Consider the following 24594-nt stretch of genomic DNA (forward strand, 5'->3'; position numbering starts at 1 on the left):
CAAACGGAGGAAGACGTGCCCACCCACACAGTTTCCCAACCCGACCCGCAGTGGTACCTCGCAAAGATGCGGGATTTGTACAACCGCGATCCACAGCTGCTCGACCCCTCGTGGCGCGCCTACTTCGCGACAGAGTCCGCGCCCCCGCAGCTACGCGCCAAACGCCCCGCCATCCCCGAGAGTGAACCTGACACGCTCGCACACGCCACGACCTCGTCCCCACCGATTTCAACACCGGATACCACCCCCGAGGGACCAGACTCATCGAACCCAGCACCCCTGCGCGTCACTCCACCGGCGCTTGACCTTGACAGCGAAGAAGAGGACGCGCACGCCCCCCACGACGACGCGCCCGTCGTGTCCGTCACGCGTTCGGACCTGCCGCCCGCCCCGCCCGCCGCCCTCGCCGAAGCCACGAGTCCCTACACGCGCTTGCAGCACGGACGCGCCGCCTTCACTCTCTCCAAGGGAACCCCCACCCAAGACGAAATACACGTCCTGAAATCCGTCGCCCGCGCCACCGCCAAGCACATGGAAGCCTCGCTGTCCATCCCAACGGCCACCTCCCAGCGCCAGATTCCCGCCAAACTCCTCATCGAAAACCGGGCCCTCATCAACGCCCACCTGGCACGCACCGTCGGCGGCAAAATCTCTTTCACCCACCTCATCGGCTACGCGCTCGTCGAAGCCCTGTGCGAGATGCCCGACCTCAACGTGCGCTACACCCTCGAGGGCGGCAAGCCCGCCGTCGAACAGCTCGCGCACATCGGATTCGGTCTGGCCATCGACGTGGCCGACTCGCAGGGCAACCACTCCCTGAAGGTCCCCGTCATCCACGACGCCGACACCCTCACATTCTCCGAGTTCGTCGCCGCCTACCAAGACCTGGTCTCCCGCGCACGCGCCGCAACCCTGACAACCACCGACTTCCAGGGCGCCTCCGTCACCCTCACCAACCCAGGGACACTGGGCACCACAACCTCCGTGCCGCGCCTCATGGTCGGACAAGGCATCATTATCGGCGTCGGCGCCACCGACTACCCGGCCGAATTCCGAGGCGTGTCCCCCAAGCGCCTGGCATCCCTCGGCATCGGCAAAACAACGTACTTCTCCTCCACCTACGACCACCGCATCATCCAAGGCGCGGCGTCGGGCCGCCTCCTGGGCCTAGTCGACGCGAAGCTGTCGGGCCGCGACGGCTTCTACGAACGCGTCTTCACGTCCCTGCACGTACCCACGCGCCCCTACTCATGGGAAGCGGACTACGAATACGACCCCGACCGCGAAAAGGGCAAGCCCGCGCGCATCGCGGAAATCATCCACGCCTACCGCTCGCGCGGCCACCTCGCCGCCGACACGGACCCCCTGGCCTACCGCGTACGACGCCACCCCGACCTCGACATCGCGTCCTACGGCCTGAGCGTGTGGGACCTGGATCGTCCCTTCCCCACCGGCGGCTTCGGCGGGGCCGACCAGATGCTGCTGCGCGACATCCTCACCCGCCTGCACGACACCTACACGCGCACCGTCGGCATCGAATACATGCACATCCAGGATCCTGAACAGCGCGCCTGGGTCCAAAAACGCATCGAAGGTCCCTACGAGGCCCCCTCCCCCGAGGCTCAACGCCACATCCTGGGCACTCTTATCCGCGCCGAGGCGTTCGAGGAGTTCCTACAAACCAAGTTCATGGGCCAAAAGCGTTTCTCACTCGAGGGCGGCGAGTCCCTGATCCCCCTCCTTGACCATATCCTCGCCGACTCAGCGCGCGCCGGAATCCACGAGGTCGCCATCGGCATGGCTCACCGCGGCCGCCTCAACGTGCTCGCCAACATCGCCGGCAAGTCCTACGCCCAGATTTTTGACGAGTTCGAGGGCAACTACATGCCCAACTCCGTCCAGGGTTCCGGCGACGTCAAGTACCACCTGGGCACGTGGGGCGTGTACTCACTCGATGACGGCCTGGCCACAAAGGTCTACATGGGCGCTAACCCCTCGCACCTGGAAGCAGCCGACGGTGTCCTAGAAGGCATCGTGCGCGCCAAGCAGGAGGCCCTCGATGACCCCGACCTGCCGATCATCCCGATCCTCGTCCACGGTGACGCAGCCTTCGTTGGCCAAGGCGTCGTCCAAGAGACCCTCAACCTCTCCCAACTGGAAGGATACAAGACCGGCGGAACGATTCACATCATCGTCAACAACCAGATCGGGTTCACGACCGGACCCACGCAGGGCCGCTCAACCGGGTACGCGACCGACCTGGCCAAGGGCCTGCAGATCCCGATCCTGCACGTGAACGCGGACGACCCCGAGGCCGTCATCCGCTGCGCACACCTGGCGTTCGAATACCGCAACACCTTCCACAAGGACGTCATCATCGACATGGTGTGCTACCGCAGGCGCGGACACAACGAAGGCGACGACCCGTCGATGACACAGCCCGTCATGTACTCACTCATCGACCGTATCCCCTCCACGCGAGCCGTGTACATCCGCGGCCTGGTCGGTCGCGGGCAGCTCACCGAAGACGAAGCCCGTCAGTCCATCACACAATACGAAGCAGAGCTGGGGCGGATCCTCGACGAGACGCGCGCAAGTGGAGCCTCCTCAGTGTCCGAGACCAATCCGGGTAGCCGCACGCGTGACCCCGCGCTGACCGCCGGCGTGGGCAACGCGGGTGAATCCCCCGACGAAGAATGGACCATGCCCGAGTCCCAACTGCCCGGTACCGGCATGATGATCGGCTGGACGTCCGCTGTGCCTGCCACGCAGTTGCGCCGCATCGGTCGGGCGCACACGCGTTTCCCCGACGACTTTAACCCACACCCGAAGCTGCGCCAGCTGTGCGAACGACGACTGCAGATGGCGCTGGGCAACAAGCCGATCGACTGGGGGTTCGCGGAACTCCTCGCCTTCGGGACGCTCCTCATGGAGGGAACCGGCGTGCGCCTGTCCGGCGAGGACGTGGCACGCGCGACTTTCGTCCAGCGTCACGCCGTCTTGCACGACGGCGACGACGGACGCGAGTTCACGCCGCTGCGTTTCCTCACCGAGGGCCAGGCACGCTTTGACGTATGGAACTCGCCGCTGAGCGAGTATGGTGTGCTGGCCTTCGACTACGGCTACTCGCTGGAGAGTCCCGAAACACTCACCATCTGGGAAGCACAGTTCGGCGACTTCGCGAACGGCGCGCAGACAGTCATCGACGAGTTCGTGTGCTCGGCCGAACAAAAGTGGGGCCAGCGCTCCTCGCTGGTCATGCTGCTCCCCCATGGCTACGAGGGGCAGGGTCCCGACCATTCGAGCGCGCGCATCGAACGCTACCTGCAGCTGGCAGCGCAGGACAACATGTGGATCGTCCAGCCCTCCACACCGGCGAACTACTTCCACATGCTGCGCACCCAAGCCTACAAGCGACCGCGCAAGCCGCTCATCGCCTTCACACCCAAGCAACTCCTGCGCCTGTCGGCGGCGGCCTCGTCGATCGACGAGTTTACCTCCGGCGTTTTCCAGCCCGTCATCGGCGATGCCGCACACCTCGATGCCGCGTCCGTGACGCGTGTCTTGCTGTGCTCGGGTCGCCTCTACTACGACCTGGCCAAGGAACGTGAGCACCGAGGCGACACGTCAACGGCGATCATCCGTGTGGAGCAGCTCTACCCGCTGCCCGAGGCCGAGGTGGCAGCCGCGCTCGCCCAGTACCCGAACGCGACCGTGACATGGGTGCAGGACGAGCCTCGCAACCAGGGCGCGTGGCCGCACCTCGCACTCAACCTGTTCCCGTCGCTCGCACGCCCCGTCCGACTCGTCTCGCGACCCGAGTCCGCAACGACGGCAGCTGGACGCGCATCGCTTCATAAGGAACAGGCGGCTACCCTTATTGCGCAGGCCTTCGAAGGCTAGCGAGCTTCCTGCGCGCGCCCACGATCCGGGCGCGCGCAGGCACACCCGGAAAGGACCACCATGCGCATCTGCTTTATCGGCGACGAGCTGGTCGCCGGAGTCGGCGACCCTCGAGGCCTGGGCTGGGTGGGCCGCGTCAACGCCCACTCTACGTTCGACCTACCCGCCACGTTCCTCACCCTCGCCGTCCCCTCAGAAACCACCAAGCAGATGGCTGCCCGCTGGGAGGCAGAAGTCCTGCTACGCCTAGCCGACGGCGAACCCCACGGCCTCGTCATCGGGGTCGGTCCCGGCGACGTCGCTGCCGGTATCTCCACTGCCCGCTCACGCCTGAACCTCGCTAACATTACGGATCGCGCCACGTCGTTGGGGGTCCCCAGCTTCGTGGTGGGTCCCCCGCCCCTGGCCGGCGTCGACTCCGGCGCCCTGAAGTCTCTGGCGTCCTCCTGCTCCGAAGTGTGCGCGCGCCGCGGGATTCCCTTCGTTGACTGCTACACGCCCCTGGTCGCTCACGACCAATGGTTCGAGGACATGGCCGCCTCCATGGCACGAGGGATGGACGGCCAGACCCTGCCCGGGCAAGCCGGGTACGCGCTCATAGCGTGGATCGTGCAGCACCAGGGCTGGTACGAGTGGACGGGCGCGACCCCCACGGACGTGTGAGCACAGGAGGACAGCGTGTACCCGCGTCGTTCACGTTTCTCCCCCGAGAGACGTCCGAGACGTGCTCGGCAACAGCTCGGCGTGACCATATGCGCCTGCACGCTCGTCGGGTCCGCGGTCGTCATGCTCGGCGCGTTTTTGCTTGCCGGGAACTTCGGTGTCCGTCAGCTGGTCTGTTCACTCATCGGCTCTGGCGCGGTCGTTGTCTTCGGCATCTGCCTCTTGTCGCTCCTTCCGATGCTCGTGCGCACGATGCGCGCACAACTGGATCAACCTGGCGACGCTGGTCCCGCCATCAAGACACTTTTCTGCATTGCTGTGATCGCGTTGGTCGCGACCGCGTCTACCGTGATGGGCGGTGGAGCCTTCAGTGAGCTATCCAGTGACGCCCGCCAAGGCCCCCAGACGCGGGCCGTTACGAGCTGTGAGAACTTCCAGACGTTCACCGAGCACGGGCGTGGCGGCAGCATCTACTACCGCAACGTTTTTACCCTCCATTTTGACGACGGAAAGCCGCGTCGCTTCGACATCACGACGCACACGCAAGACGAGTTCACGAAACCAACAAGCCCCTACTACGCTGTCTATCAAGCATGTGTCGTCCGCCCTTTCACGACCTCTCTCGTCGTCGACTACTACCCACGCAGTGGGATCATGAAGGCTATCCGTGAGGCGTGACGCGAACGCGCCCCGGCCTCGCCCATCCCACACGCGTCAGTGAGACCATGAGCAACCAGTACCCCACCTTTCCCCCCGCCCGGTCCCGCCAACCGCCCCCCGGCCTCGTCGATTTTCGAGCGCCTGCCGCGGGGGTTCTCAACGCGCGCAAACCTGCTCGCATTCGTCGTCATCGGCTTCTTCGGCACCATTGCCTACGCCTTCGCGACGCTCGGCAGGTACGTGCACTTCGGGTTCTGGCGGCTCGTGTGGGTGGCCGCAAGGTGCGCCATCGGTCTCGTCGCTGCGATCGTATGCACGGTCCTCTTTACCTATCTGCGCAGGCGTGGGCGCCGAGCGCAGGCCGAGGGGGATGCCTCCTCCGGTACGCTCTACACCGCCGTCTCAATCGCGGTGGGCGTTGTTGGCATCGTGATCGCTGCCGTGTCAGGCGTCTACGGGATCGCCGTCGCCCGGGACTTCGCGGAAGGGCCCCGCACGATCAAAGTCACGTCGTGCCAACTCACCCAGAAGGAGCACTACAAGCCGTCGGACGATCACAGCAAGGTCATCGACTACTACGACAATCACTTCGCCATGACCCTGGAGGATGGGACAACGCGCACACTCACGCTCGAGACCGAGAGCTCCGACGACCTCGCCAAGGAGGGCGGCATCTCCGCGATCATCTACGAGACATGCAAGGCACGTTCCGGCGCGACGTCACTGACCGTCGATGTCTATCGCCACAGCTGGGTCCTCGTCGACGCACGAGCGGAATGAGCGGCACATGACCAAGCAGAAAGCCACCAGGCGCGAGAAGCTCCTCGTCTGCGCAATCATCATCGCTTTCATGTCCCTCAATATCGTCCTGGGATCTTTCTTCTCACCCCGCTCATGGTCGTCGGCTGTCGTCACCGCAGCGGCTTCCTATCTGATTGTCTTCATCGTGGTCGCAGTCGCCGTCGGCATCCGATTCCTGTACAGGGATTGGAAGACCCCGCCGCGGCACGCCGCCGGGCGCCCCTCCCCGGAGGTGCCCGCCCACCTCGCCACGCCACCCGCAACACCCGCACTCCCCCCAACCGCCACAGCCATGCCTCAAACCCACCCCCAGCCGCCCAGCGACTTCGCGAGCATCGACGGCGCCATCACCTACGCGCAGCAATCCGGTTTCACCATCATCAACCTCTTCAACGAATACGCTCCGTTAAGCAAATACGGGGACGCCGTCGGCGCGGAAATCCTCTACCTGGCCTTCTCCCACATCGCCGAAATCGACAAGAACGCGTCGCTCACCGTCACCGGCTCGGCGACGGAGGAAGCCCTCACCCTCACCATCAGCGCGCTCACAGATCGCGCCCCCGTCCTGGGTGCGCGACGCATGGGTGAGATCCGCGCCCTCGCGACGACCATGGGCGGTAGTGTGGACACCGACGCACAGGCCGCCAGCTGGACACTCACCGCGAGACTGCCCACCGCGGCGGGCGCACCCTCCTAGCCCAGGCCTCGCCCCACACCCCTCACAGCATAGGTCTCCACATGAGCAACCCCAACCAGTTCAACTCCCCGCAGAACCCCTCCGACCCCGGACAGGTTCCCCCCGTCGGCCCCTCCCAGTACCAGTACCCCTCCTACCAGGGCGCCGACTCCCAGCAGGTCCCCGGATACCAGTATCCGCAGTACGGGCAGCCCTACCAGGCGTCCGGTGCCGCGTCGCCCGACGGCGCGTATCAGGGCCAGCACAACCCGCAGGTCGGCTACCAGTACCCGCCCAACCAGACGCCCGCGGGCGCCGCCTCCTACGGGTACGCCCAGCCCGACCCCTCGCACGAGGAAGAGACTGCTGCCCCCACCCAACAGAAGAAGCGTTCCCGCGCGACGACCATCCTCACGATCCTGGCCGTCCTCGCCGTCGTCATCTACGCCGTCGTGGGAGGCTCATACGACTTCGGCACGGAGAGACTCACCTGGACGGCCGCGGCAAGCGGGCTCGGGCTCATCGTCGCCATCGGATGCCTGGTCAGCATCCCCCGCTCCTACCGCGAATTGCGGCGAGCCAAGGCCGCCGGCGACATCGCAACCAGCCGCATGCGCGTTCGCGCCCTGTTCTTCGCCATCATCATCCTCCCCCTCAGCGGCTACTTCTCCGTCACCTACGGCGTCCCGGCCGCCCAAGACCTCGTCGAAGGCCACCACACCGTCACCGTCACCTCATGCACCTACGAGCAGGGCTCGCACAGAAAGTCGCGTCGACGCGGAGGCGGGCGCACCGTGTACGACAACTACTTCACGATGATCCTCACCGACGGGACACTGCATACGACAACCATCGAGACAAACCAGCCCACGAGCATCCAGACCATGGGCGGCACCTACGAGGTGCTCTACCAGGCCTGCAAGCTGCAATCGGGCAACGCGTCCATGACCCTGGACGTCTACGAGCACAGCTGGATCATCGTCGACGCCCGCCTGAACTGACGCGCACGGACGATCTCGCCCCGGCCTCGTTCCCACCCCTCCCCTCAGGTCCACCATGAGCAATCAATACCCTTATCTCTCCCCCTACGATCCGGACGCTTCCGGCAGTCAGCCCGCCAATCAGCCGCAGGTGCCACAGCCGCAAGCGGGCGACGCGCAGCCTTCCTTGCCGCCGCTGTCGTACCAGGGTTGGGCATATCAGGGGTCCCCATACGGGCAGGCGTATGCCGCGTCGTCCGACGCCGACGAGGCCTCTCAGAGTTTTCCTGCCCCCAACGATCCTTCCGGCGAGGGCAAGGTGCCGAAGAAGCACACGGGGTGGTGGATCCTGCTCACGCTCGTGGGCCTCCTCCTTGGCACAGTCCTCTATTTCTTCGGTGAGATGTTCGACTTCGGCACGGAACGGATCGTCTGGACCCTCATCAAGTGTGCCGTCGCACTCGTCTTCGCCCTTGCCATGATTCCCCTCTATGCTGTTACGCGGCGCAATTACCTCGTGGCGAGCGCGCGGGGCGATGAGAAAGTGGCACAACAACGCCAGCTCGGCCTGGGGATGGTCGGCGTCTTTGGCCTCGGGTTCGCCATTTATGCGCTGTCGAACGGCGTTCCCGCGGTGCTTGACGTCGCCGACGGCCCACACACTGTTACGGTCACGTCATGCAGCTTCGAGCAGTACAAGACGAGTCGGTCACGCTACCGCGGCGGCGTCTCGACCGTGTATAAGAACCAGTTCATCATGACGTTTGAGGATGGCTCGACCCACACGCAGACCGTCGAGACGGACAGCAAGGATGAGATTGCGAGGCAAGGGGACGTGACAGCCGTCCTCTACGAGGCCTGCGCTCTGCGCTCCGGCAACGCGACCATGACCATCGGTTACTACACGCATTCAAGGGTCGTCGCGAGCGCGAGGATCAACAACTGATCGGTCGGCCCGCCCACCCGGCAGGCCGGCGCACGCGCCCCGGCCTCGTCCCAACCTCTACGGCCTGAAAGGGAACCCATGTCACGCAACCCAGCTTCCTCTCCTCGTCGGGCTTCCTCGCCCGCGCAAGGCCCGACAGGCACAGGTGTCCTCAAGAAGATCGCCACCGCCATCGGGGCCGTCCTCGTGGCTCTGGTCATTGCTGCTATCGCCCTCTTCTGGTTCATCGGAGATCACACAGATTTCGGCCGCGATCGCGTCGTGTGGAAAGCGCAGGCCTGCGGCGTTGGGCTCGTCCTCGTCGCGGGGCTCCTCATCGCGTGCGCGTTCGCGTACCTCGGCGTGTGGCGGGCCAAGCGCGACGTCGATATTGAGAAGTACAACCAGCGTTCCTTCGGCATCGTCGTCCTGTGCGTCACCGCATTATTCGTGGGATTCCAGTCAATCAGCCGCGGCCTGCCCGCCTTCCGCGACCTGAAGGAGGGCACCACCACCGTCACCGTCACCTCGTGCAGCTTCGAGCAGACGCCCCGATCAAACCCGGGGACGCGCGGTGATCGCACACCCGACAACGGATGGGACAACACCTTCACGATGACGCTCGCTGACGGCACCAAGCGCGCCACGGTCATCGAAACAGCCACTGGTGAGGACATTGCCTCGCGCGGCGGTCTCACGGGCGTCCTCTACGAGGCCTGCGCTCGGCGCTCCGGATCCGCCTCCATGACCATGGAGGTCTACCCCCACACGTGGTCCATCGTCGAGGCGCGCATCGACTGACAAGACACAGGAGAGAGCCATGAGTATGCCCCCACGTGATCCTTCCTTTCCGCCGTCGCGGCAGGACTACAGGGACCTCATCGACCACCACTACGTCATCCGCGGCCTCACGTTCGCCCCGCTCATCCTCTTCCCGATCGCGCTGAAGACCGGCGCGCAATACGGGCCGCTCAGCTTGTGGACGGGCATCGGCATGAACCTCAGCATCCTCCTCACCTGCCTGACGATCCCGCTGGCGATTCCCGTGATGCTGCGTGACGCCCGCGAGGCGCAGACCCGCGGCGTCGACAAGGCGATCCCCCGCCGACGCCGCTGGAAAGCCGCCGGACGAGTCGCCATCGCCGTCTCTTTCGGGATACTGAGCACCGTGCACATCGTCCCCCTCGTCCAAGACCTGGCAAGCGGGCCCAAACCCGTGACCGTCACCAGCTGCACGAGTAGCGTCGCCGACCGTGAATGGCGCAGCGGCAGACGAGGATCGCGCACAACCACCATCTATCAGGTCTACGAGATCACCATGCAGCTCACAGACGGCTCCACCCGCGTCCAAGACATCAGCCTGCAACCGCAGGACTCCGAACCCGCCAACTCCCTCGCGATCTACGACACCCTCTACGACGCCTGTATCACCCATCCGGGCCAGACACCCATGACGCTACAGGTCATGCCCCGCAGCTGGCGGATCATCGAAGCCCACCTCGGCTAGCACCAGGCCCCACGGCCTCCACACACTGGACACGACCCCATGAGTTTTCCCAGCACCCCTCCCCTGCCTCCAGTTCCTGATACTCCGCCTACTCCTCCCCTGCCTCCGAGACCCGCACCCGCCGTCGCGAAGCCGGGCCGCGGCGCAGGACGCTCCCTGTTCCTGCTCCTCCTCGTCCCCCCGGCGTTGATCACCACGATCATCGTCGTCATGCACAACATGGGTTCGTATGGGAAGAGCAAACTCGTCGGCGTTATCATCCTGTGCTGTCTGGGGCTCCTCGTCGTCATCGGCGCCGTCGCCACCCTCCTCGCCTCCATACCAGACCTGCGCGCCGCGAAGCGCTCCGGGGACCGGCGGGCGGTACGCAAGCAGCTGGACAACCTCGCCTCGATGGCATTCGGCGTCCTCGTGATTGCCGCACCCGTCTTTTACTTCCTCACGCCCGCGGTGATCGACCTGGCGCAAGACCCCCAACCGCGCGCTGTCGCCTCCTGCAGCTACGCCCAAGACACCGTCACACGATCACAGTGGTTCACCGGAGGCACCAGCTACAACAACCACTTCGTCATGCGCTTTGACGATGGCACCCAGCACACCTTCACCATCGCCACCTCTGAGCAGGACATTTCCCAGCTGCCGGGCATCATTCATCCGCTCTACGAAGGCTGCGTCCTCCACCCCGACCAGACGCCGCTGACCATCGACATGTACGTGCACAGTAAAACCCTGGTCGACGCGCGGGTCGATTAGTTGCGGGGTGACGCCGGGCGGCCTGCGGCCCTGGCTTGCGACCGTGATCCTCGATCGACGAGGCCGTGAAACAGCGTGTGAAACGCCTCGGTTACGCCTGGGTGAGGATCCCCGAGATGAAGCGAGCGCTGCGGTCGAGGGCGGCTCGGGCCTCGGGAATGGTGGGAACGCTCAGGACATACACGTGGAAACCGCCCGGCTCCACGCGCAGGCGCACGTCCACGCCAGCGCGAGCGGCCTTGCGCGCGAACTCGATCACGTCGGGCCCCAGGATGTCAGCATCGCCCTGGAAAATACGCATCGGCGGCAGGCCCGCCGGGTCACCGTACAGGGGGCTGACACGCGGATCAGTCGGATCCAGGTCTGCGGCCCACGCGCGGCCGGCCCACGCCAGCCCAGGCACGCGCAGGATCTTGTCGCGGCCCTGCACCTCCTCGATGCGCGGGTTCGTCATGGTGACGTCCACCCACGGTGCGTACAGGACGAGGCCGTCCACCTGACGCGCACCCGTGTCGCGTCGCTGCATGGCGAGGGAGAGCGCCAGCCCGCCACCCGCCGAGTCGCCAAAGAGGATGACGCGGCCGAACTCCGCCTGGGCCTCGTCGATGATGGGCTGGACGAAGTCGAACGCGTCGGTCGCGGTGTGGTTGGGGGCGAGCGGATAGTCGGGGATGATGACGGGCAGCCCGGTGCGGTCGATGAGGCCCTCGACAATCCCCCACTGGCCATCAACCAGGGGAAAGAGGTAGGCGCCACCGTGCAGGAAGATGAGGGCACCGCCCGAGCGCAGACCCTGCTTCGGGAACACGCGGGTTATTCCTCTGTCGCACGTCGCCGTGAAACGCACTCGCATCGACGCGGGCATCGGGCCCGGCTGTGGGGCGTGGAACGCCATATCGCGCACAGCTTCCTCGGTGTGCAGCGCGGGAGGCGTGAGCCCCTTGCGGGCGTGCACGAGACGCATCTGGAGGGACATGGAGCCTCTTTCGCTCTTTCGGATCGACAAACGGTTTCTGTTCGCATCGGGACGCGCCCGCGCGCCAGCACATACCAGGATACGACGCATTCACCTTTCCCACCGGCAGCCGCGTCGCCTCTCGAGTAGAGAATCCACTGGCGTCCATACTGTTCCCAGACCCAGCAGATTCGGCCATCACGCGGATAGGTAACCAGCATCCGGATAGCTTAATAACCTATCCGGATACGCGGTTCCTATCCGGATGCAACACCACGGGCCACACCCCGGCCCAACACGCGGATAGGTAACGAACATCCGGATAGGTTACGAACACGCGGATAGGTTAATAACCTATCCGGATGCGCCGATCCTATCCAGATACGCGGTTCCTATCCGGATACGACGCCACAAGTCCACCAACCGCCAGGCTCACGTCGTCTCGCAAGCAGACAATCAACCGGACGCACGTCTTTCCGCATAGATCCCACCCATCACACGCGATCACGCGGATAGGTTACGAACATCCGGATAGGTTACGAACATCCGGATAGCTTAATAAGCTATCCAGAAGCGTCGTTCCTATCCAGAAGCGCCGATCCTATCCAGAAGCGCCGATCCTATCCAGATACTCGCATGCGCTTATCCACAGGGCTATCTCCAGTGTCGGGTGTATCCACAGGCCCTCGTCTAGCGCTTTCCTCGATACCGATGATGATACGAAACTTCATCTATGACGAAATCTTCCATTATTATCGCCCCGCCCGCAGACGCACCTCGCGAACAATCAGCGTCAACGCTAGCCCACATCATGCGTGGCGTCTGCGCAGTCCTACCCCTCGATTCCACAAACGCCAACCCCTGGGACGTATGGGACGTCGTCGCTCGCGCACGCATACATGCCGTCGACACCTCCCACGAGCACTCCCCGGTCTTTGTCGGGCAAAGCTGCTTGCGGCTCCTAGGGATCCGCGGATGGTCCCAAAACCCTCCTGTCACCATCTACCGCGAACACCGAAGGTGTACCTCTTCTCTGCCGTCATGTAGCGTCGGCTCCACGACGGTTCCAGCGACATCGGTGTCATGCTCTGAGTTTCCACCTCTTTCGGAAGAACGTAACAGGATCGACGGCTTGGTCGTAGAACACCCCTACGATGCGCTCGTGAGAAGCGCGCTTCATGATGAGCCGTTAGAGTCCTTCGTCCTCGGATGTATGGCACTCAACATATGGAGCCAGTTCTCGATGTTTCATCAAGATGAGTGCCGCCAGCGAGCTGAGCAGATCCGCGCTGAGCTGCTTGCTCGCCTCTACCGAGCTGGCCACGTTCGCGGCTACCGACGTGCTCGCGCGATCCTCGAAGCCATCGATCCAGGCTGCGCCAACCCTGCTGAAGCTGCGCTTCTGTGGCTGGTGCGTTCCATCTGCCCCTTCGCAGCCAAAACGCAGGTGCATATCGGGGTACGCGGCCACCACTACTACATAGATATTCTCATTGAAGACCTGCACCTCATCATTGAATTCGATGGAGTTGCAAAACTCGGAGAAACTCGCGTCGAGCTCGAACAAGCCAAACGCGAGTGGGTGTTGCGCGATCAGAACCTTCGAGATGCCGGGTGGCAGGTCATCCGAGTGAGTTGGCCAGACTACGACGACTGGGAACAGCTGCGGATCAGGTTGAGCCGAGTCCTAGGTCCGATCAATCCTGCTCCCGACTGCCGTTTCCTGTGGAAACTACCGACACAACGTTGCGATGGACCGTTGCGGCGCTTCTACTCACGAACCCCACGCATGGGACGCAAACACGCGGATAGGTGACGAACATCCGGATAGGTGACGAACATCCGGATACCTTAATAACCTATCCGGATGCGTGGTTCCTATCCAGATGCGCCGTTCCTATCCAGATGCGAGGCCACGAGTCCACCAACCGCCACTGCTCACGTCGTCTCGCATGCGGACAATCAACTGGCCTCACGTCATCTCACGGCTCCCACCCATCGGACGCAACCACGCGGATAGGTAACCAACATCCGGATAGGTAACCAACATCTGGATAGGTGACGAACACGCGGATAGGTTAATAACCTATCCGGATGCGCCGTTCCTATCCAGATGCTCCGTTCCTATCCGGATGCGCCGTTCCTATCCGGATGCAACGCCACGAAACCCCACCGCGGCCCGTCACGCGCTTCACGACTTGGGCCCGCGGGTGGGCACACACCAGGCGCGCACCCGGCGCAGCTGCGGCTGGTTGCTGCCACCGGCGCATACAAAACGCGCCCGGACCATCCGGTCCGGGCGCGCAACGTATTCGGCTCAGGCGTTAGGACGCTTGCCGTGGTTCGCGCCGTGCTTACGACGATCGCGACGCTTACGACCCCGCTTCGACATGTCATTCTCCTTGAGTTTGTTGTCTAGACTGAAGCATTTTTGCACACATTGCCCAAAACCACCAAGGCACAGGTCGTTCGCGGCGACGAAGGTCACCGAAAAGCGGGTGGTTTACCGGGCCTCGTCGACGCGCGAGTCGACACACGTGCGGACGCCGACGACGCGACCAACTCGATGGGTGATACGCGGTGCCGGGCAACGGGCGCGCGAGCAACGAGAGCCTGCAAGAAGATCCGTTCCCAGCCGCACGCGCTAAACACTAAGAAACTGCAACGACGAATCGCAGACATAGGAGGCCACGCGATGCAACGATTCCGCACGCATGAAGCGCCAGCGGTCCACGATGACGAGCTGCACACAGGTGAGATAAGACGGCGCAATGCACCGCCAGAAACTCACCGCCAGGTGACGGACACGCTCGTGATGGAGGCGACGATGCGGGCGCGCAGTGCGGGTGAGGCCTGCTCGGCCTCGTAGCAGCCGCGCATGAGGGCGCGCACGTGGCGTTCAGCGTCCAGGGCGGCGGCGCAGTTCGGGCAGGTGGTCACGTGCTGGATCATGAGGGCGCGGTCGCGGGCGTTGGGTCCGGGCACGGACCCGGCGTCGATGAGGCCGCTGCGGCGGTCGCACTCCTCGCAGTCGATGAGCTCGTACAAGGCGTCGAGGACGTCCTGACAGGTGATGGTGGTGTTCATTTGTCCCCTCCGATCCCATATTCCGCGGCGACGTCGGCCAGCGTGGAGCGCAGCTTCTTGCGGGCGCGGTTCAGTCGGCTCATGACGGTCCCCATGGGAACTCCTAGTTCTTCGGCGATTTCCTTGTAGCTCATTCCCTCGACGTCAGCCATGAGGACAACCATCCGATGTTCCTCTGAAAGCGAATCGAGGGCCTCGCGCAGCTGCGTGGAGGGCAGTGCTTCGAGTGCTTCGACTTCGGCGGATTTCAGGCCCACCTCCGCGTGTGAGGCGGCGTCGGCCAGCTGCCAATCCTCGACGGTGTCGGTGGAGGCACGCTTGGGGGATCGCTGCGCCTTGCGGTAGCTGGTGATGTAGGTGTTGGTGAGGATCCGGTAGAGCCAGGCTTTGATGTTGGTGCCGGGCTTGTACTGGTGGAACTTCTGGTAGGCCTTGAGGTAGGTCTCTTGGACCAGGTCTTCCGCGTCGGTTCGGTTGCGGGTCATGCCCAGGGCTGCGCCGAAGAGTTGGTCCATGAGGGGCATCGCTTCGTCCATGAAGCGCGCCTGGAGCGCGGTGTCGTTCGGGGTGGACGAGGCCGGGGCGGAGTCGGGTGCGTCGGGCATCGGTTGGGGGGTTGTCGTGTCCATCGCTTCCCAGGGTAGTCGCAGGTGTGCGCGACGGGCGTGGGCGGGGTTGATGGGCGGTCATACTGAGGGCAACGCCTCACGCGCCGCTTTATTCCAACATGCGCACGAGTGTGCATTGCACCACTTTTTACCCGTTGTTTGGGAGGGACGGGGCCATTCGGCTTCCCCCGGGGGCAAAGGTATCGAACAATAGGGGTATGAATCTGCTGCGCGTTGTTGCCCGTCCCCTGCTCGCCGCCCCATTCATCGCCGATGGGGTGGATGCCCTCACGCATCCGCGTGTCCACGTGGAGCGCGCCGCGGGCGTTCGTCCCCTCATTGACAAGGCGACCGACGCTGTTGGCCTGGAGCCGCTCACGGATGAGCAGCTGGCCCTGGCGACCCGCGTGACCGGCGCGGTGAGCGTCGTCGCGGGCCTGCGTTTCGCGCTGGGCCGCAGGCCCCGCGTCGCAGCCCTGACCCTGGCCGCGATCGGCGCGCCCATGGCGCTCATTCAAGCGCCGCTGCCGGGTATGTCTCACGGTCTACCGAAGGACCATGGCGCCTACCTGCGTAGCCGCACCCTTGGCAAGCTGGGCCTGGTTGGCGGCGTCCTCATCGCGTCGACGGACCGCGTCGGCCAGCCGTCGGCTCTCGTCGCTCGTGCGATGCGCCGAGATCAGCGCCGCGCGATCGCTGCGGCCGAGGCCGCGGTTGCGGAGCGCCTGAGCGGCACCGCTTCGTGAGCGCGCCCTGGCCCGCTCCCCTGGCCTCCTTCCCCGTGGACGCCACGGTTGAGGTGCCGGGTTCGAAGTCGATCACGGCGCGCGCCCTCTACCTGGCGGCCGTCGCCGATTCCCCTTCCCTGATCAGGGGTGCTCTGGATGCGCGCGACACGCGCCTGTTTGCCGCAGCCCTGGAGGTGATGGGCGCACGCGTCGAGGACGAGGGCGCGGGAGTCTTGCGCGTCACCCCTATGTCGCTGCCGCCCCAAGGCGGTCGCATCGAGTGCGGACTGGCCGGGACGGTCATGCGTTTCCTGCCGCCGCTGGCGGCCCTCTCTCCCGAGGAGACGCTCTTCGATGGGGACGAGCAGGCCTACGCGCGCCCGCTCGGCCCACTCCTGGATGCGCTGGCACGTATGGGCGCGACCGTCACCTATCACGGGGAGCGCGGGCACCTGCCTTTCACGATCCGGGGCCCGATCCACACGCCGCTCGGCGCGCAGGCCTGGGTAGACTCCTCGTCTTCCTCGCAGTTCCTCTCCGCGTTGCTGCTCGTCTCGCCCCTCGTGGGCGATCCCCTCTTCGTGTCGGCTCCGGGCATCGTCCCGTCGATGCCGCATGTGGAGATGACGCTGGCGTCCCTCGCTGGCGCGGGCATTGACCTGGAGGTCGTGGATGAGGGCCGCGCGGACCTCGCGACGTGGCACATCTTCCCGTCGCGCCCGCGCGGCGGCGACATCACCGTCGAACCCGACCTGTCCAATGCCGGCCCCTTCCTGGCGGCCGCGATGGTGACGGGCGGGCGCGTGCGGATCCCGGCGTGGCCAGGGGCGACGACGCAGGCGGGCGACGCCTGGCGGGCGTTGCTGGGCCACATGGGCGCGACCATCACGCTGGATGAGGAGGGCCTGACCCTGAGCGGTCCGGGCGCCGGAAACTACCCGGGCATCAAGGCAACCATGGCTGAGGTCGGCGAGCTCACCCCCACCCTAGCCGCGATCTGCGCCTACGCCTCGAGCCCCTCGCACCTGAGCGGCATCGCCCACCTGCGCGGACACGAGACGGACCGCCTGGCGGCCCTGGCCGCCGAGATCAACCGCGCGGGCGGGCAGGCCGAAGAGACCGAGGACGGGCTCATCATCACGCCGCGACCGCTCCACGCCGCACAGATTCGCTCCTACGCGGATCACCGCATGGCGACCTTCGGGGCGATCCTGGGCCTCATCACCCCCGGCATCACGGTCGACGACATCGCGTGCACCTCCAAGACGCTGCCCACCTTCGAGGCCATGTGGGCCGGCCTCGTGGGCGATGGCGGCCAGGGAAGCACTGACGCTGAGGGAAGCACTGACGCTGGGGGAAGCGACGGGGGCCAGGCACACGCCGATGGTCACGGGACCGTGCAGGCCACCCCGGCCTCGCCGATCGAGGAGGAGCAGTGATGGCCCGGCGCGACACCGGAACCGATGACCCGCGCGTGCGCGTGCGCGCCGGCAAGGGCTCGCGCCCGCGCACGAAGGACCGTCCCGACTGGTCCTCCAAGCCTCTGGGGCGCGTCATCGGCATCGACCGCGGCCGTTACCAGGTGAGCCTGGAGCAGGACGGCACCCGCGTGGTGGCCGTGCGCGCCCGCGAGCTGGGCCGAGGCTCGGTCATCATGGGCGACCGCGTGCGCCTCACCGGTGACCTGTCGGGGCGCCCCGACACGCTCGCGCGCATCGTCGCCGTCGAAGAACGCTCCTGCGTGCTGCGCCGCTCCCTCGAGGACGCGCCGGATCAGCGCGGCGAGAAGGCGATCGTCGCGAACGCGGACACCATGTGCATCGTCGTGGCGCTGGCGGATCCGCCCCCGCGCACCGGCATGATCGACCGCTGCCTGGTCGCCGCCTACGAGGCGGGCCTCGACCCCATCCTCGTGCTGACGAAAGCGGACCTGGCCAGCGCGGACGAGCTGATCGCCGCCTATGCGGACTTCGACGTGCGCGTCGTGCTCACGAGCGCCGAGGCCGGGGAGGCCGACCCGGGCGTCGCCGAGCTGCGGACCCTCCTGGCCGGCCACTGGTCGGTGCTCGTGGGGCATTCGGGGGTCGGCAAGTCCACGCTCATCAACCTGCTGGTGCCGGGCGCGGGCCGCGCGACGGGTCACGTGAACGAGGTGACGGGGCGCGGGCGCCACACCTCCACGTCCTCGGAGGCCTTCGAGCTGGAGGCGGGCGGCTGGATTGTGGATACGCCCGGCGTGCGTTCCTTCGGCCTGGGGCACGTGAGCGTCGCCGACGTGCTGGGGGTCTTCCCAGACGTCGCGGAAGCGGCCGCCTGGTGCCTGCCGCTGTGCTCGCACGAGGCCTCCGAGCCTTCCTGTGCGCTTGACAGTTATGCGCGCACCAACGGCCCCTTCGCGATCGACGAGGCCGGGGCTGAGGATGTGGATCAACTGCGGCAGGGGCGCGCATCCCGCGTAACATCGGTGCGCAGGCTGCTGGAGGCCGTGGCGACGGCGGAGGCCGCCAGCAGGGCGGCTCGCTGACAATTGTCAAGCCCAAAGGCCTTGACAACACCACCACTGGGGGGATAATGAGGAAATAGCGATGGTCGCTATCTCTGAGTCACAAGGTCGTGATCGCTATGTCCACCATTGAGCCTCTCCTTATCGGCAACACTGCGGGGCTTTCGCGGGTCGACAAGGTCCTCCGCTACTTCTTCTTAGCACTGTTGATCGGCACGGTCATCTACTCAATCGGCGGAACCTTCTTCGGGAAGGACAACCGCCTAAACGACTACGGGCTCGCCGACGCTGCGTTGCTCCTCGCTGTCTACATCCCAGGCTATTCGCGTCACATTCCTGGCGCACACCGGGCACTTCGGGCCTGCGAGTGGGTGGTGATGGCTTGTTCCCTCGTATGTACCGCCACTGTCATCGTCGGTGACGTCACGGACCACGGAGTCCGCCCCGAGCCCAACAACACGCCATGGAACATCGCCATGGGCGCGGGTCTTGTGGCCCTCTGTTTCTTCGTGGTGCTCCTCATCGCGAAGGACCGCGCCCGCAGGCGCGGGCTGGTTCCCCCGGCCCGCTAGGCCTTCAATCGGGTTCCTGGATGCACTGTTCAGTGGGCGCGGGGCCCCGCGAGCGCGCGGCCCCGCGGGCGCTCAGCGCTGGAAGCGGCGCACGAAGTTGCGCAGGATGAGGCGCGAGGGGTCCGTGTCCACGGTGGCGACCTGGGCGCGGATGGCCTCGGCCTTGTCGGCCGGGTAGTAGCGGCCCGCGTACTGGTCGATGCGCACGTTGACGCCTTCGAGGTCCATCTCGGGGTGGAACTGGGTCGCCCACGCGGCCTCGCCGACGCGCACCATCTGGATCGGGGTGTCATCCCCAGCCAGGAGGACATGCATACCCGGGGCCAGCTCGCGCACGGCCTCGTGGTGGCCGACGTAGGAGTGGAAGCGGTCGGGCGTGCCCTCCAGGAGCGGGTCGTCGCGGCCCGCGTCGGTCTTCGTCAGCGCGATGCCGCTGATTTCCTCGCCGTGGTGGGTGTCGATGACGCCGCCCAGGTGCAGGGTGAGGGTGCCCAGCCCGTAGCACAGGCCCAGGAGCGGGAAGGATTCGCCCAGCGCCCGGTCGTAGAAGGAACGCAGCCAGGCCTCGGCGCGCACCTGGCGCGCTTCCTTCAGGTGGTCGTCGGCGTTCGCGTCCCACGGGGATCCGCACACGAAGGCGCCCGAGTATTCGGACAGGTCCAGGTCGGGCAGCTCCCTCTCCATGCGTACCTGTCGCACCTGGTCGGGGCTCAGTCCCGAGAAGCGAGGCAGGTCGGCGCTCTCCGCGGCCAGGACGGGGCCATCGTCGCGGGAGGTCAGCATGAGGAAGGGCTTGGTCATGGCTCCATGCTATCGATTACCCGCGCGCATGCAGAAGGTGTCCGCCCTCCAAGCGTGTGTGACGGACGCAGATGTGGGCGCCCTCTGCCACACTGGGAGCATGTTGATTCTGCACACTTCCGACTGGCACCTGGGGCGCACGCTGCACGGCGCGTCCCTGGGCGACAGCGCGGACGCGTTCATTGAGTGGCTGGTCGCCCTGGTGCGTGAGCGCGGCGTGGATGCCGTGCTCATCTCGGGCGACGTGTTCGACCGCGCGGTTCCGCCCGTTGATGCGCTCGCGCGGATGCGCCGTGCCCTGCGCGAGCTGACCGCGCTCACGACCGTCGTCCTGACGTCGGGGAACCACGACGGGGCGGCGCGCCTGGGGCTTTTCGCCGACATGCTGACCCCCTCGCTGCACGTGGTGACGGATCCGGAGGCGATCGGCACGCCCGTCGAGGCCGGGGGCGCCCTCGTGTATCCGATGCCCTACCTGGAGCCCGACCTCGTGCGTCAGGCGCTGTCGGACCTGCCTGCGCAGGGGGAATCCGGGCTGCCCGCTCCCCTGCCCCGCTCCCACCAGGCGGTCCTGGCGGCCGCCTTGCGCCGCGTGCGCGCGGACCTGTCGGCTCGGCGGGGCTCGGGCGACGAGCGCCCGGCCATCGCGATGCCGCACGCCTTCGTGACGGGCGCTCAGACCTCGGACTCCGAACGCGACATCCAGGTCGGAGGCGTGCCCTCCGTCTCGGCGGACCTGTTCGACACGCTCGGGGGAGCCGACCCCCTGACCCACGGACTGGACTACGTGGCGGCCGGGCACCTGCACCGCCCGCAGGGCATCTCGGGCGCATCCGTCCCAATCCGCTACGCGGGCTCCCCCATCGCGTATTCCTTCTCCGAGGCCGGGGCCACGAAGTCCGTCACCCTCGTGACCACGGACGCTGCCTCGGTGACCGGCATCGAGGTGGTGCCCATCCCGACGCTGCGGGGTATCGCGGTGCTCGAGGGGACCATGGATGAGCTGCTCACCGATCCCGACGAGGCCACCACGGCCTCGTACGTGTCGATCACGGTCACGAACGACGCGCGCCCCGAGCGCATGGTTCCGCGCATCCGGGAGGTCTACCCGCACGCCCTGATCGTCGTGCACCGCCCCTGCCAGGCGCCCACGCTCGCGCCCGCGATGACCGTGCGCGCCTCGAGGGACCCGCGCGAGGTCACGGAGGAGTTTTACGAGGCCGTGGGCGGGCGGCCCCTGTCGGAGCGGGAGCGCGAGCTCGCCCAGGATGTGTGGGCGCAGCTTCGAGGAAAGGACATGCAGTGAAGATTCGGTGGCTGCGCATTGTGGGCATCGGCCCCTTCGCAGGGACACACACGGTCGACTTTTCGGCCTTCGAGGACTCTGGACTCTTCCTGTTGGAGGGGCCCACGGGCGCGGGTAAGTCCACGATCATCGACGCGATCACCTTCGCCCTGTACGGGGACGTGGCGCGCACGAAGGACGCGTCGAAGGACCGCCTGCGCTCCAACCACATCTCGGATTCGGACCCCTCCGAGGCAGACCTGGTGTTCGAGGTCGCCACGGGCATCTACCGGGTGACGCGCACCCCCGCGTACACGCCGGCGGGTAAGAAGTCGCAGCGCAACTCGAAGTCGACGCTGACGCGCGTCGTGGAGGATCCGGACGCGCCGGACGGCTGGCGCACCATCGAGGCGGTCGCGTCGGGGCCGCGCGACGTGGGCTACGAGATCCCCACGATCGTGGGCTTGGACAAGGACCAGTTCCTGCAGACGATCGTGCTGCCGCAGGGCAAGTTCTCCCAGTTCCTCACCGCCACCTCGGATGCGCGCGAACAGATCCTGCGCGACATTTTCGACACGCAGATCTATTCCGACTTCACCAAGGCGCTAACCGATGCGGCCGCCTCGTCGAAGCGCGGCATCGAGGAGCGGCGCGTGGCCGCGCTCGGCGCTTTCGAGCGCGTGCGGTCTCTGGACGCGGCTTTTGATGAGGATGCCTCCTATGGCGTGGACGCAGCCGACGCCCAGTCTGCCGCCGCTACGGAGGCCGACCAGCTGGACGCGAGCGCTGAGGATGCCAGCGCGGTGAGGCGATGGGCACAGGATGCGTGCGCGCGGGCGCGTGAGGCGCACGCGCACACACTCCGCGTCGCTGAGGCAGCCACGGCGGCAGCACGCGAGGCGTCCCGTGCCCTTGCCGAGGGCCGCGCGCTGGCAGAGGCACAGTCGGAGCACGCGCGCGTGAGCGCGACGCTCGCCGCGCTCACCGCATCGCAGGAGACGGTCGCATCCGACCGGGAGCGCGCGCGTTCGGCCCGGCGGGCCCTGGCCGTGGCGCCCTTCGACGCGGCCGTCGCCGAGGCCTCGGCCCGCCTGGAGTCGGCAGGCGACCAGGTATCGGCCCTGTCCCCCGCTCTCGGAGAGGATGCCTCGGTCGTCCCGGAGTCTCTGACGACCGAGGCCGTGGCTGCTCTCGGCGAGCGGGCGCAGGAGATGCGCGATGAGGCGACGCGCACGCGCGGCTCTCTCGAAGAGGCTCTCGCCGTCGAGCGCTCGCTGCCTGAGGCGCGCGCACGCATCGAGTCGCTGCGTTCCCGCCGCGAGCAGACGTCGGCGAGCATCGCGTCGATTGAGGCCGAGCGCGAGGAGCTGCCCGGGCGGATCGAGCAGGCAACTCAGGCCCTGCGCCTCATGCGGGCGGACGCGGACACGCTGCCCGAGGCGGCGTCCGCGCTGCGCGCCATCAACGAGCGCCTGGATGCCTCCATGCAGGCGGATCTCCTGCGTTCGGCTCTCCTTCGCGCGTCGGACGAGCTGCGCGAGGCCACGGCGGCCGCGAAGCTCGCGAACGCGGCGGCCGCGGACGGCCACGACCTGTGGATCGCGCAAAGCGCCTCGGCGCTCGCCCGCGAACTCGAAGAAGACGCACCCTGCCCCGTGTGCGGCTCGACCACCCATCCCGCCCCCGCGCCGGCCGCGGACGGTGAGATCACGCGCGAGCAGGTCGCCGCGCTCGACCAGGCGCGCGACCGCGCGGAGGCAGCGCTGCGAGATGCGCAGGCGCGCCACCAGGACCTCGTCCGGCGTATCGCCCAGCTCAACGAGGTGGCGGGCGCGCCCACGCCGACGCTCGAAACCGAGTGGGATCAGGCCGCCGAGCTCGTGGCGACGCTGGAGGCCCTCTCCCCGCAGATCGCCGAGATCGAGACCGCCCTCGAGCAGGAACGCGCGCGCCTCGGCGGACTCACGGACAGCCTCGCGAGTGCGCGCGAGGCCGCCGCTTCCCTCGCATCCACGCTTCAGGAGCGCGAATCGGCGCTGGCCGCTGCTCTGGGGCGCGTGGAAGCAGAGCGCGCGGGCTTCGAGTCCCTTGACGCTCGCGCGGCGCACCTGGATGCGCGCGCACATCGGGCGGCGCTGCTGTCGGGCGCGTGCACGGAGTGGGAGAATGCGAGAGCGGCTCTGGTGAAGGCACAACGCTCCCTCGCGGATGCACTGACGCAGCAGGGCCTGGAGGCGGATTCGTGGCGCTCGCTTCTTCTTCCGCTCCCCCGGGTCGAGGCGCTCGAGGCGCGCGTGGCGGCTCACGACAAGGAGCTGTTTGCGGCACGCGAGGCCCTCGCCTCCGAACGCCTGACCCGCGCAGCTTCCATACCTGCGCCGGACCTCGTGGCTCTCACCGAGGCCTCCCGAAAGGCCGATGAGGACGCTGCTTCAGCCGCCCGGGCCTCAGGCAAGCTCGAGCAGCATTGCGCTCAGCTCGACGCTGCCCGTGCGTCCCTCGGGCAGGCGCTCGACGCCCTCGCGCAGGCCAGAGAGCAGGCCGGTCCCATCCGCCGCCTCGCGGACATCGCGGTGGCCTCGGGCCCGGAAAACCTGGCGTCCACTCCCCTGTCGGCGTGGGTGCTCATCGCCCGCCTGGAGGATGTGCTGGCGGCCGCAAACCCGCGCCTGGAGCGCATCTCGTCGGGGCGCTACCAACTCGTCGCCATCCCCGACGACGGTACGGCCTCGCGCAAGTCGGGGCTGGGCCTGGCGATCATCGACCACGACACGGAAGCAGTTCGCAGCCCACGCACGCTCTCGGGCGGTGAAACCTTCTACACGTCCCTGGCACTGGCTCTCGGGCTTGCTGACGTCGTGACGGCAGAGGCTGGTGGGGTCGAGCTGCGCACAATGTTCATCGACGAGGGCTTCGGGTCGCTGGACTCGCACACCCTCGCCCTCGTCATGGAGCAGCTCCAGGCGCTGCGCTGCGCAGGCCGCACGGTGGGTGTCATCTCACACGTCGAGGAGATGGCGACCCAGATCGCGGACCAGATCCAGGTGCGGCCGCTGGCGCAGGGCGGATCGACTCTGAGCGTGCGCGCTTAGAAATCTGGAGTGGAGAGGGCGTCGACGCGCGGTGGCACGAGCCGAGCCACTCGTCGCGCGGGTGCCGTACGTGTGCCGAACGAAGCATTCGCAAT

22 protein-coding genes are annotated in these 24594 nt (G+C 66.5%); 17 read left to right on the forward strand and 5 right to left on the reverse strand.

Going from position 1 to position 24594, the window contains the following annotated elements:
• Positions 1 to 15: 15 nt before the first annotated feature.
• From RYL44_RS02470 to RYL44_RS02515, 10 genes are all read left to right on the forward strand, one after another.
• The gene (locus RYL44_RS02470; RefSeq protein ID WP_314974995.1) at positions 16 to 3903 is read left to right on the forward strand and encodes a multifunctional oxoglutarate decarboxylase/oxoglutarate dehydrogenase thiamine pyrophosphate-binding subunit/dihydrolipoyllysine-residue succinyltransferase subunit; all 3888 of its coding nucleotides are present in this window, start codon (positions 16 to 18) and stop codon (positions 3901 to 3903) included.
• A 60-nt stretch (positions 3904 to 3963) separates the two neighbouring features.
• Positions 3964 to 4566 carry a GDSL-type esterase/lipase family protein gene (locus RYL44_RS02475; protein WP_073982562.1) on the forward strand — a complete coding sequence of 201 codons (603 nt, stop codon included), beginning with the start codon at positions 3964 to 3966 and terminating at the stop codon, positions 4564 to 4566.
• A gap of 81 nt (positions 4567 to 4647) precedes the next feature.
• Positions 4648 to 5244: a hypothetical protein gene (locus tag RYL44_RS02480; RefSeq protein WP_234968620.1), complete on the forward strand. Its 597-nt coding sequence runs from the start codon at positions 4648 to 4650 to the stop codon at positions 5242 to 5244.
• 222 nt (positions 5245 to 5466) lie between these two features.
• Positions 5467 to 6006, forward strand: a complete 540-nt coding sequence (locus RYL44_RS02485) for a hypothetical protein (RefSeq protein WP_314974996.1) — start codon at positions 5467 to 5469, stop codon at positions 6004 to 6006.
• 7 nt (positions 6007 to 6013) lie between these two features.
• Positions 6014 to 6724, forward strand: a complete 711-nt coding sequence (locus RYL44_RS02490) for a hypothetical protein (RefSeq protein ID WP_314974997.1) — start codon at positions 6014 to 6016, stop codon at positions 6722 to 6724.
• A 41-nt stretch (positions 6725 to 6765) separates the two neighbouring features.
• Complete coding sequence (locus tag RYL44_RS02495; protein ID WP_314974998.1) at positions 6766 to 7704, forward strand: hypothetical protein; 939 nt, start codon at positions 6766 to 6768, stop codon at positions 7702 to 7704.
• A 55-nt stretch (positions 7705 to 7759) separates the two neighbouring features.
• On the forward strand, positions 7760 to 8629 hold the full coding sequence (locus tag RYL44_RS02500) for a hypothetical protein (RefSeq protein ID WP_073982557.1): 870 nt from the start codon (positions 7760 to 7762) through the stop codon (positions 8627 to 8629).
• Positions 8630 to 8707: 78 nt separating this feature from the next.
• The gene (locus RYL44_RS02505; protein ID WP_073982556.1) at positions 8708 to 9409 is read left to right on the forward strand and encodes a hypothetical protein; all 702 of its coding nucleotides are present in this window, start codon (positions 8708 to 8710) and stop codon (positions 9407 to 9409) included.
• 19 nt (positions 9410 to 9428) lie between these two features.
• Positions 9429 to 10115, forward strand: a complete 687-nt coding sequence (locus RYL44_RS02510; RefSeq protein WP_073982555.1) for a hypothetical protein — start codon at positions 9429 to 9431, stop codon at positions 10113 to 10115.
• A gap of 39 nt (positions 10116 to 10154) precedes the next feature.
• Positions 10155 to 10868, forward strand: a complete 714-nt coding sequence (locus RYL44_RS02515) for a hypothetical protein (protein ID WP_073982554.1) — start codon at positions 10155 to 10157, stop codon at positions 10866 to 10868.
• 91 nt (positions 10869 to 10959) lie between these two features.
• Here the strand turns inward: RYL44_RS02515 and RYL44_RS02520 are convergent, their stop codons facing one another.
• Positions 10960 to 11844 carry an alpha/beta hydrolase gene (locus RYL44_RS02520; RefSeq protein ID WP_314974999.1) on the reverse strand — a complete coding sequence of 295 codons (885 nt, stop codon included), beginning with the start codon at positions 11842 to 11844 and terminating at the stop codon, positions 10960 to 10962.
• A 1222-nt stretch (positions 11845 to 13066) separates the two neighbouring features.
• Here RYL44_RS02520 and RYL44_RS02525 point away from each other — a divergent pair.
• Positions 13067 to 13639, forward strand: coding sequence for a hypothetical protein (locus RYL44_RS02525; RefSeq protein WP_234968619.1), 573 nt, complete (start codon positions 13067 to 13069; stop codon positions 13637 to 13639).
• A 501-nt stretch (positions 13640 to 14140) separates the two neighbouring features.
• Here RYL44_RS02525 and RYL44_RS10185 read toward each other — a convergent pair.
• From RYL44_RS10185 to RYL44_RS02535, 3 genes are all read right to left on the reverse strand, one after another.
• Positions 14141 to 14215 carry a 50S ribosomal protein bL37 gene (locus tag RYL44_RS10185; protein WP_106406425.1) on the reverse strand — a complete coding sequence of 25 codons (75 nt, stop codon included), beginning with the start codon at positions 14213 to 14215 and terminating at the stop codon, positions 14141 to 14143.
• A 395-nt stretch (positions 14216 to 14610) separates the two neighbouring features.
• On the reverse strand, positions 14611 to 14910 hold the full coding sequence (locus RYL44_RS02530; RefSeq protein WP_314975000.1) for an anti-sigma factor: 300 nt from the start codon (positions 14908 to 14910) through the stop codon (positions 14611 to 14613).
• Positions 14907 to 15539 carry a sigma-70 family RNA polymerase sigma factor gene (locus RYL44_RS02535; protein ID WP_314975001.1) on the reverse strand — a complete coding sequence of 211 codons (633 nt, stop codon included), beginning with the start codon at positions 15537 to 15539 and terminating at the stop codon, positions 14907 to 14909. Before RYL44_RS02535 ends, RYL44_RS02530 begins: the two co-directional genes overlap by 4 nt.
• Positions 15540 to 15736: 197 nt before the next feature.
• On the opposite strand from RYL44_RS02535, the gene RYL44_RS02540 reads away from it, so the two are divergent.
• The 4 genes from RYL44_RS02540 to RYL44_RS02555 all read left to right on the forward strand — a co-directional run bounded on the left by RYL44_RS02540 (position 15737) and on the right by RYL44_RS02555 (position 19321).
• Positions 15737 to 16264, forward strand: coding sequence for a DoxX family membrane protein (locus tag RYL44_RS02540; protein ID WP_314975002.1), 528 nt, complete (start codon positions 15737 to 15739; stop codon positions 16262 to 16264).
• Positions 16261 to 17685, forward strand: a complete 1425-nt coding sequence (gene aroA / locus RYL44_RS02545) for a 3-phosphoshikimate 1-carboxyvinyltransferase (RefSeq protein WP_314975003.1) — start codon at positions 16261 to 16263, stop codon at positions 17683 to 17685. The genes RYL44_RS02540 and aroA overlap by 4 nt, the downstream gene beginning before the upstream one ends.
• Positions 17685 to 18770 carry a ribosome small subunit-dependent GTPase A gene (gene rsgA / locus RYL44_RS02550; RefSeq protein WP_314975004.1) on the forward strand — a complete coding sequence of 362 codons (1086 nt, stop codon included), beginning with the start codon at positions 17685 to 17687 and terminating at the stop codon, positions 18768 to 18770. Before aroA ends, rsgA begins: the two co-directional genes overlap by 1 nt.
• Positions 18771 to 18868: 98 nt before the next feature.
• Positions 18869 to 19321 carry a hypothetical protein gene (locus RYL44_RS02555; RefSeq protein WP_314975005.1) on the forward strand — a complete coding sequence of 151 codons (453 nt, stop codon included), beginning with the start codon at positions 18869 to 18871 and terminating at the stop codon, positions 19319 to 19321.
• A 72-nt stretch (positions 19322 to 19393) separates the two neighbouring features.
• On the opposite strand, the gene RYL44_RS02560 is transcribed toward RYL44_RS02555, so the two are convergent.
• Entirely contained in the window at positions 19394 to 20122 is a 729-nt protein-coding gene (locus RYL44_RS02560) for a glutamine amidotransferase-related protein (protein ID WP_314975006.1), read from the reverse strand.
• A gap of 100 nt (positions 20123 to 20222) precedes the next feature.
• Here RYL44_RS02560 and RYL44_RS02565 point away from each other — a divergent pair, with 100 nt between their 5' ends.
• A complete protein-coding gene (locus tag RYL44_RS02565; RefSeq protein ID WP_314975007.1) occupies positions 20223 to 21428 on the forward strand; it encodes an exonuclease SbcCD subunit D in 1206 nt (401 codons plus the stop codon).
• Positions 21425 to 24499, forward strand: coding sequence for an SMC family ATPase (locus RYL44_RS02570; protein ID WP_314975008.1), 3075 nt, complete (start codon positions 21425 to 21427; stop codon positions 24497 to 24499). The genes RYL44_RS02565 and RYL44_RS02570 overlap by 4 nt, the downstream gene beginning before the upstream one ends.
• The last annotated feature ends 95 nt before the right edge of the window (positions 24500 to 24594 follow it).

Source organism: Actinomyces bouchesdurhonensis, assembly GCF_963540955.1.
Lineage (GTDB): Bacteria > Actinomycetota > Actinomycetes > Actinomycetales > Actinomycetaceae > Pauljensenia > Pauljensenia bouchesdurhonensis.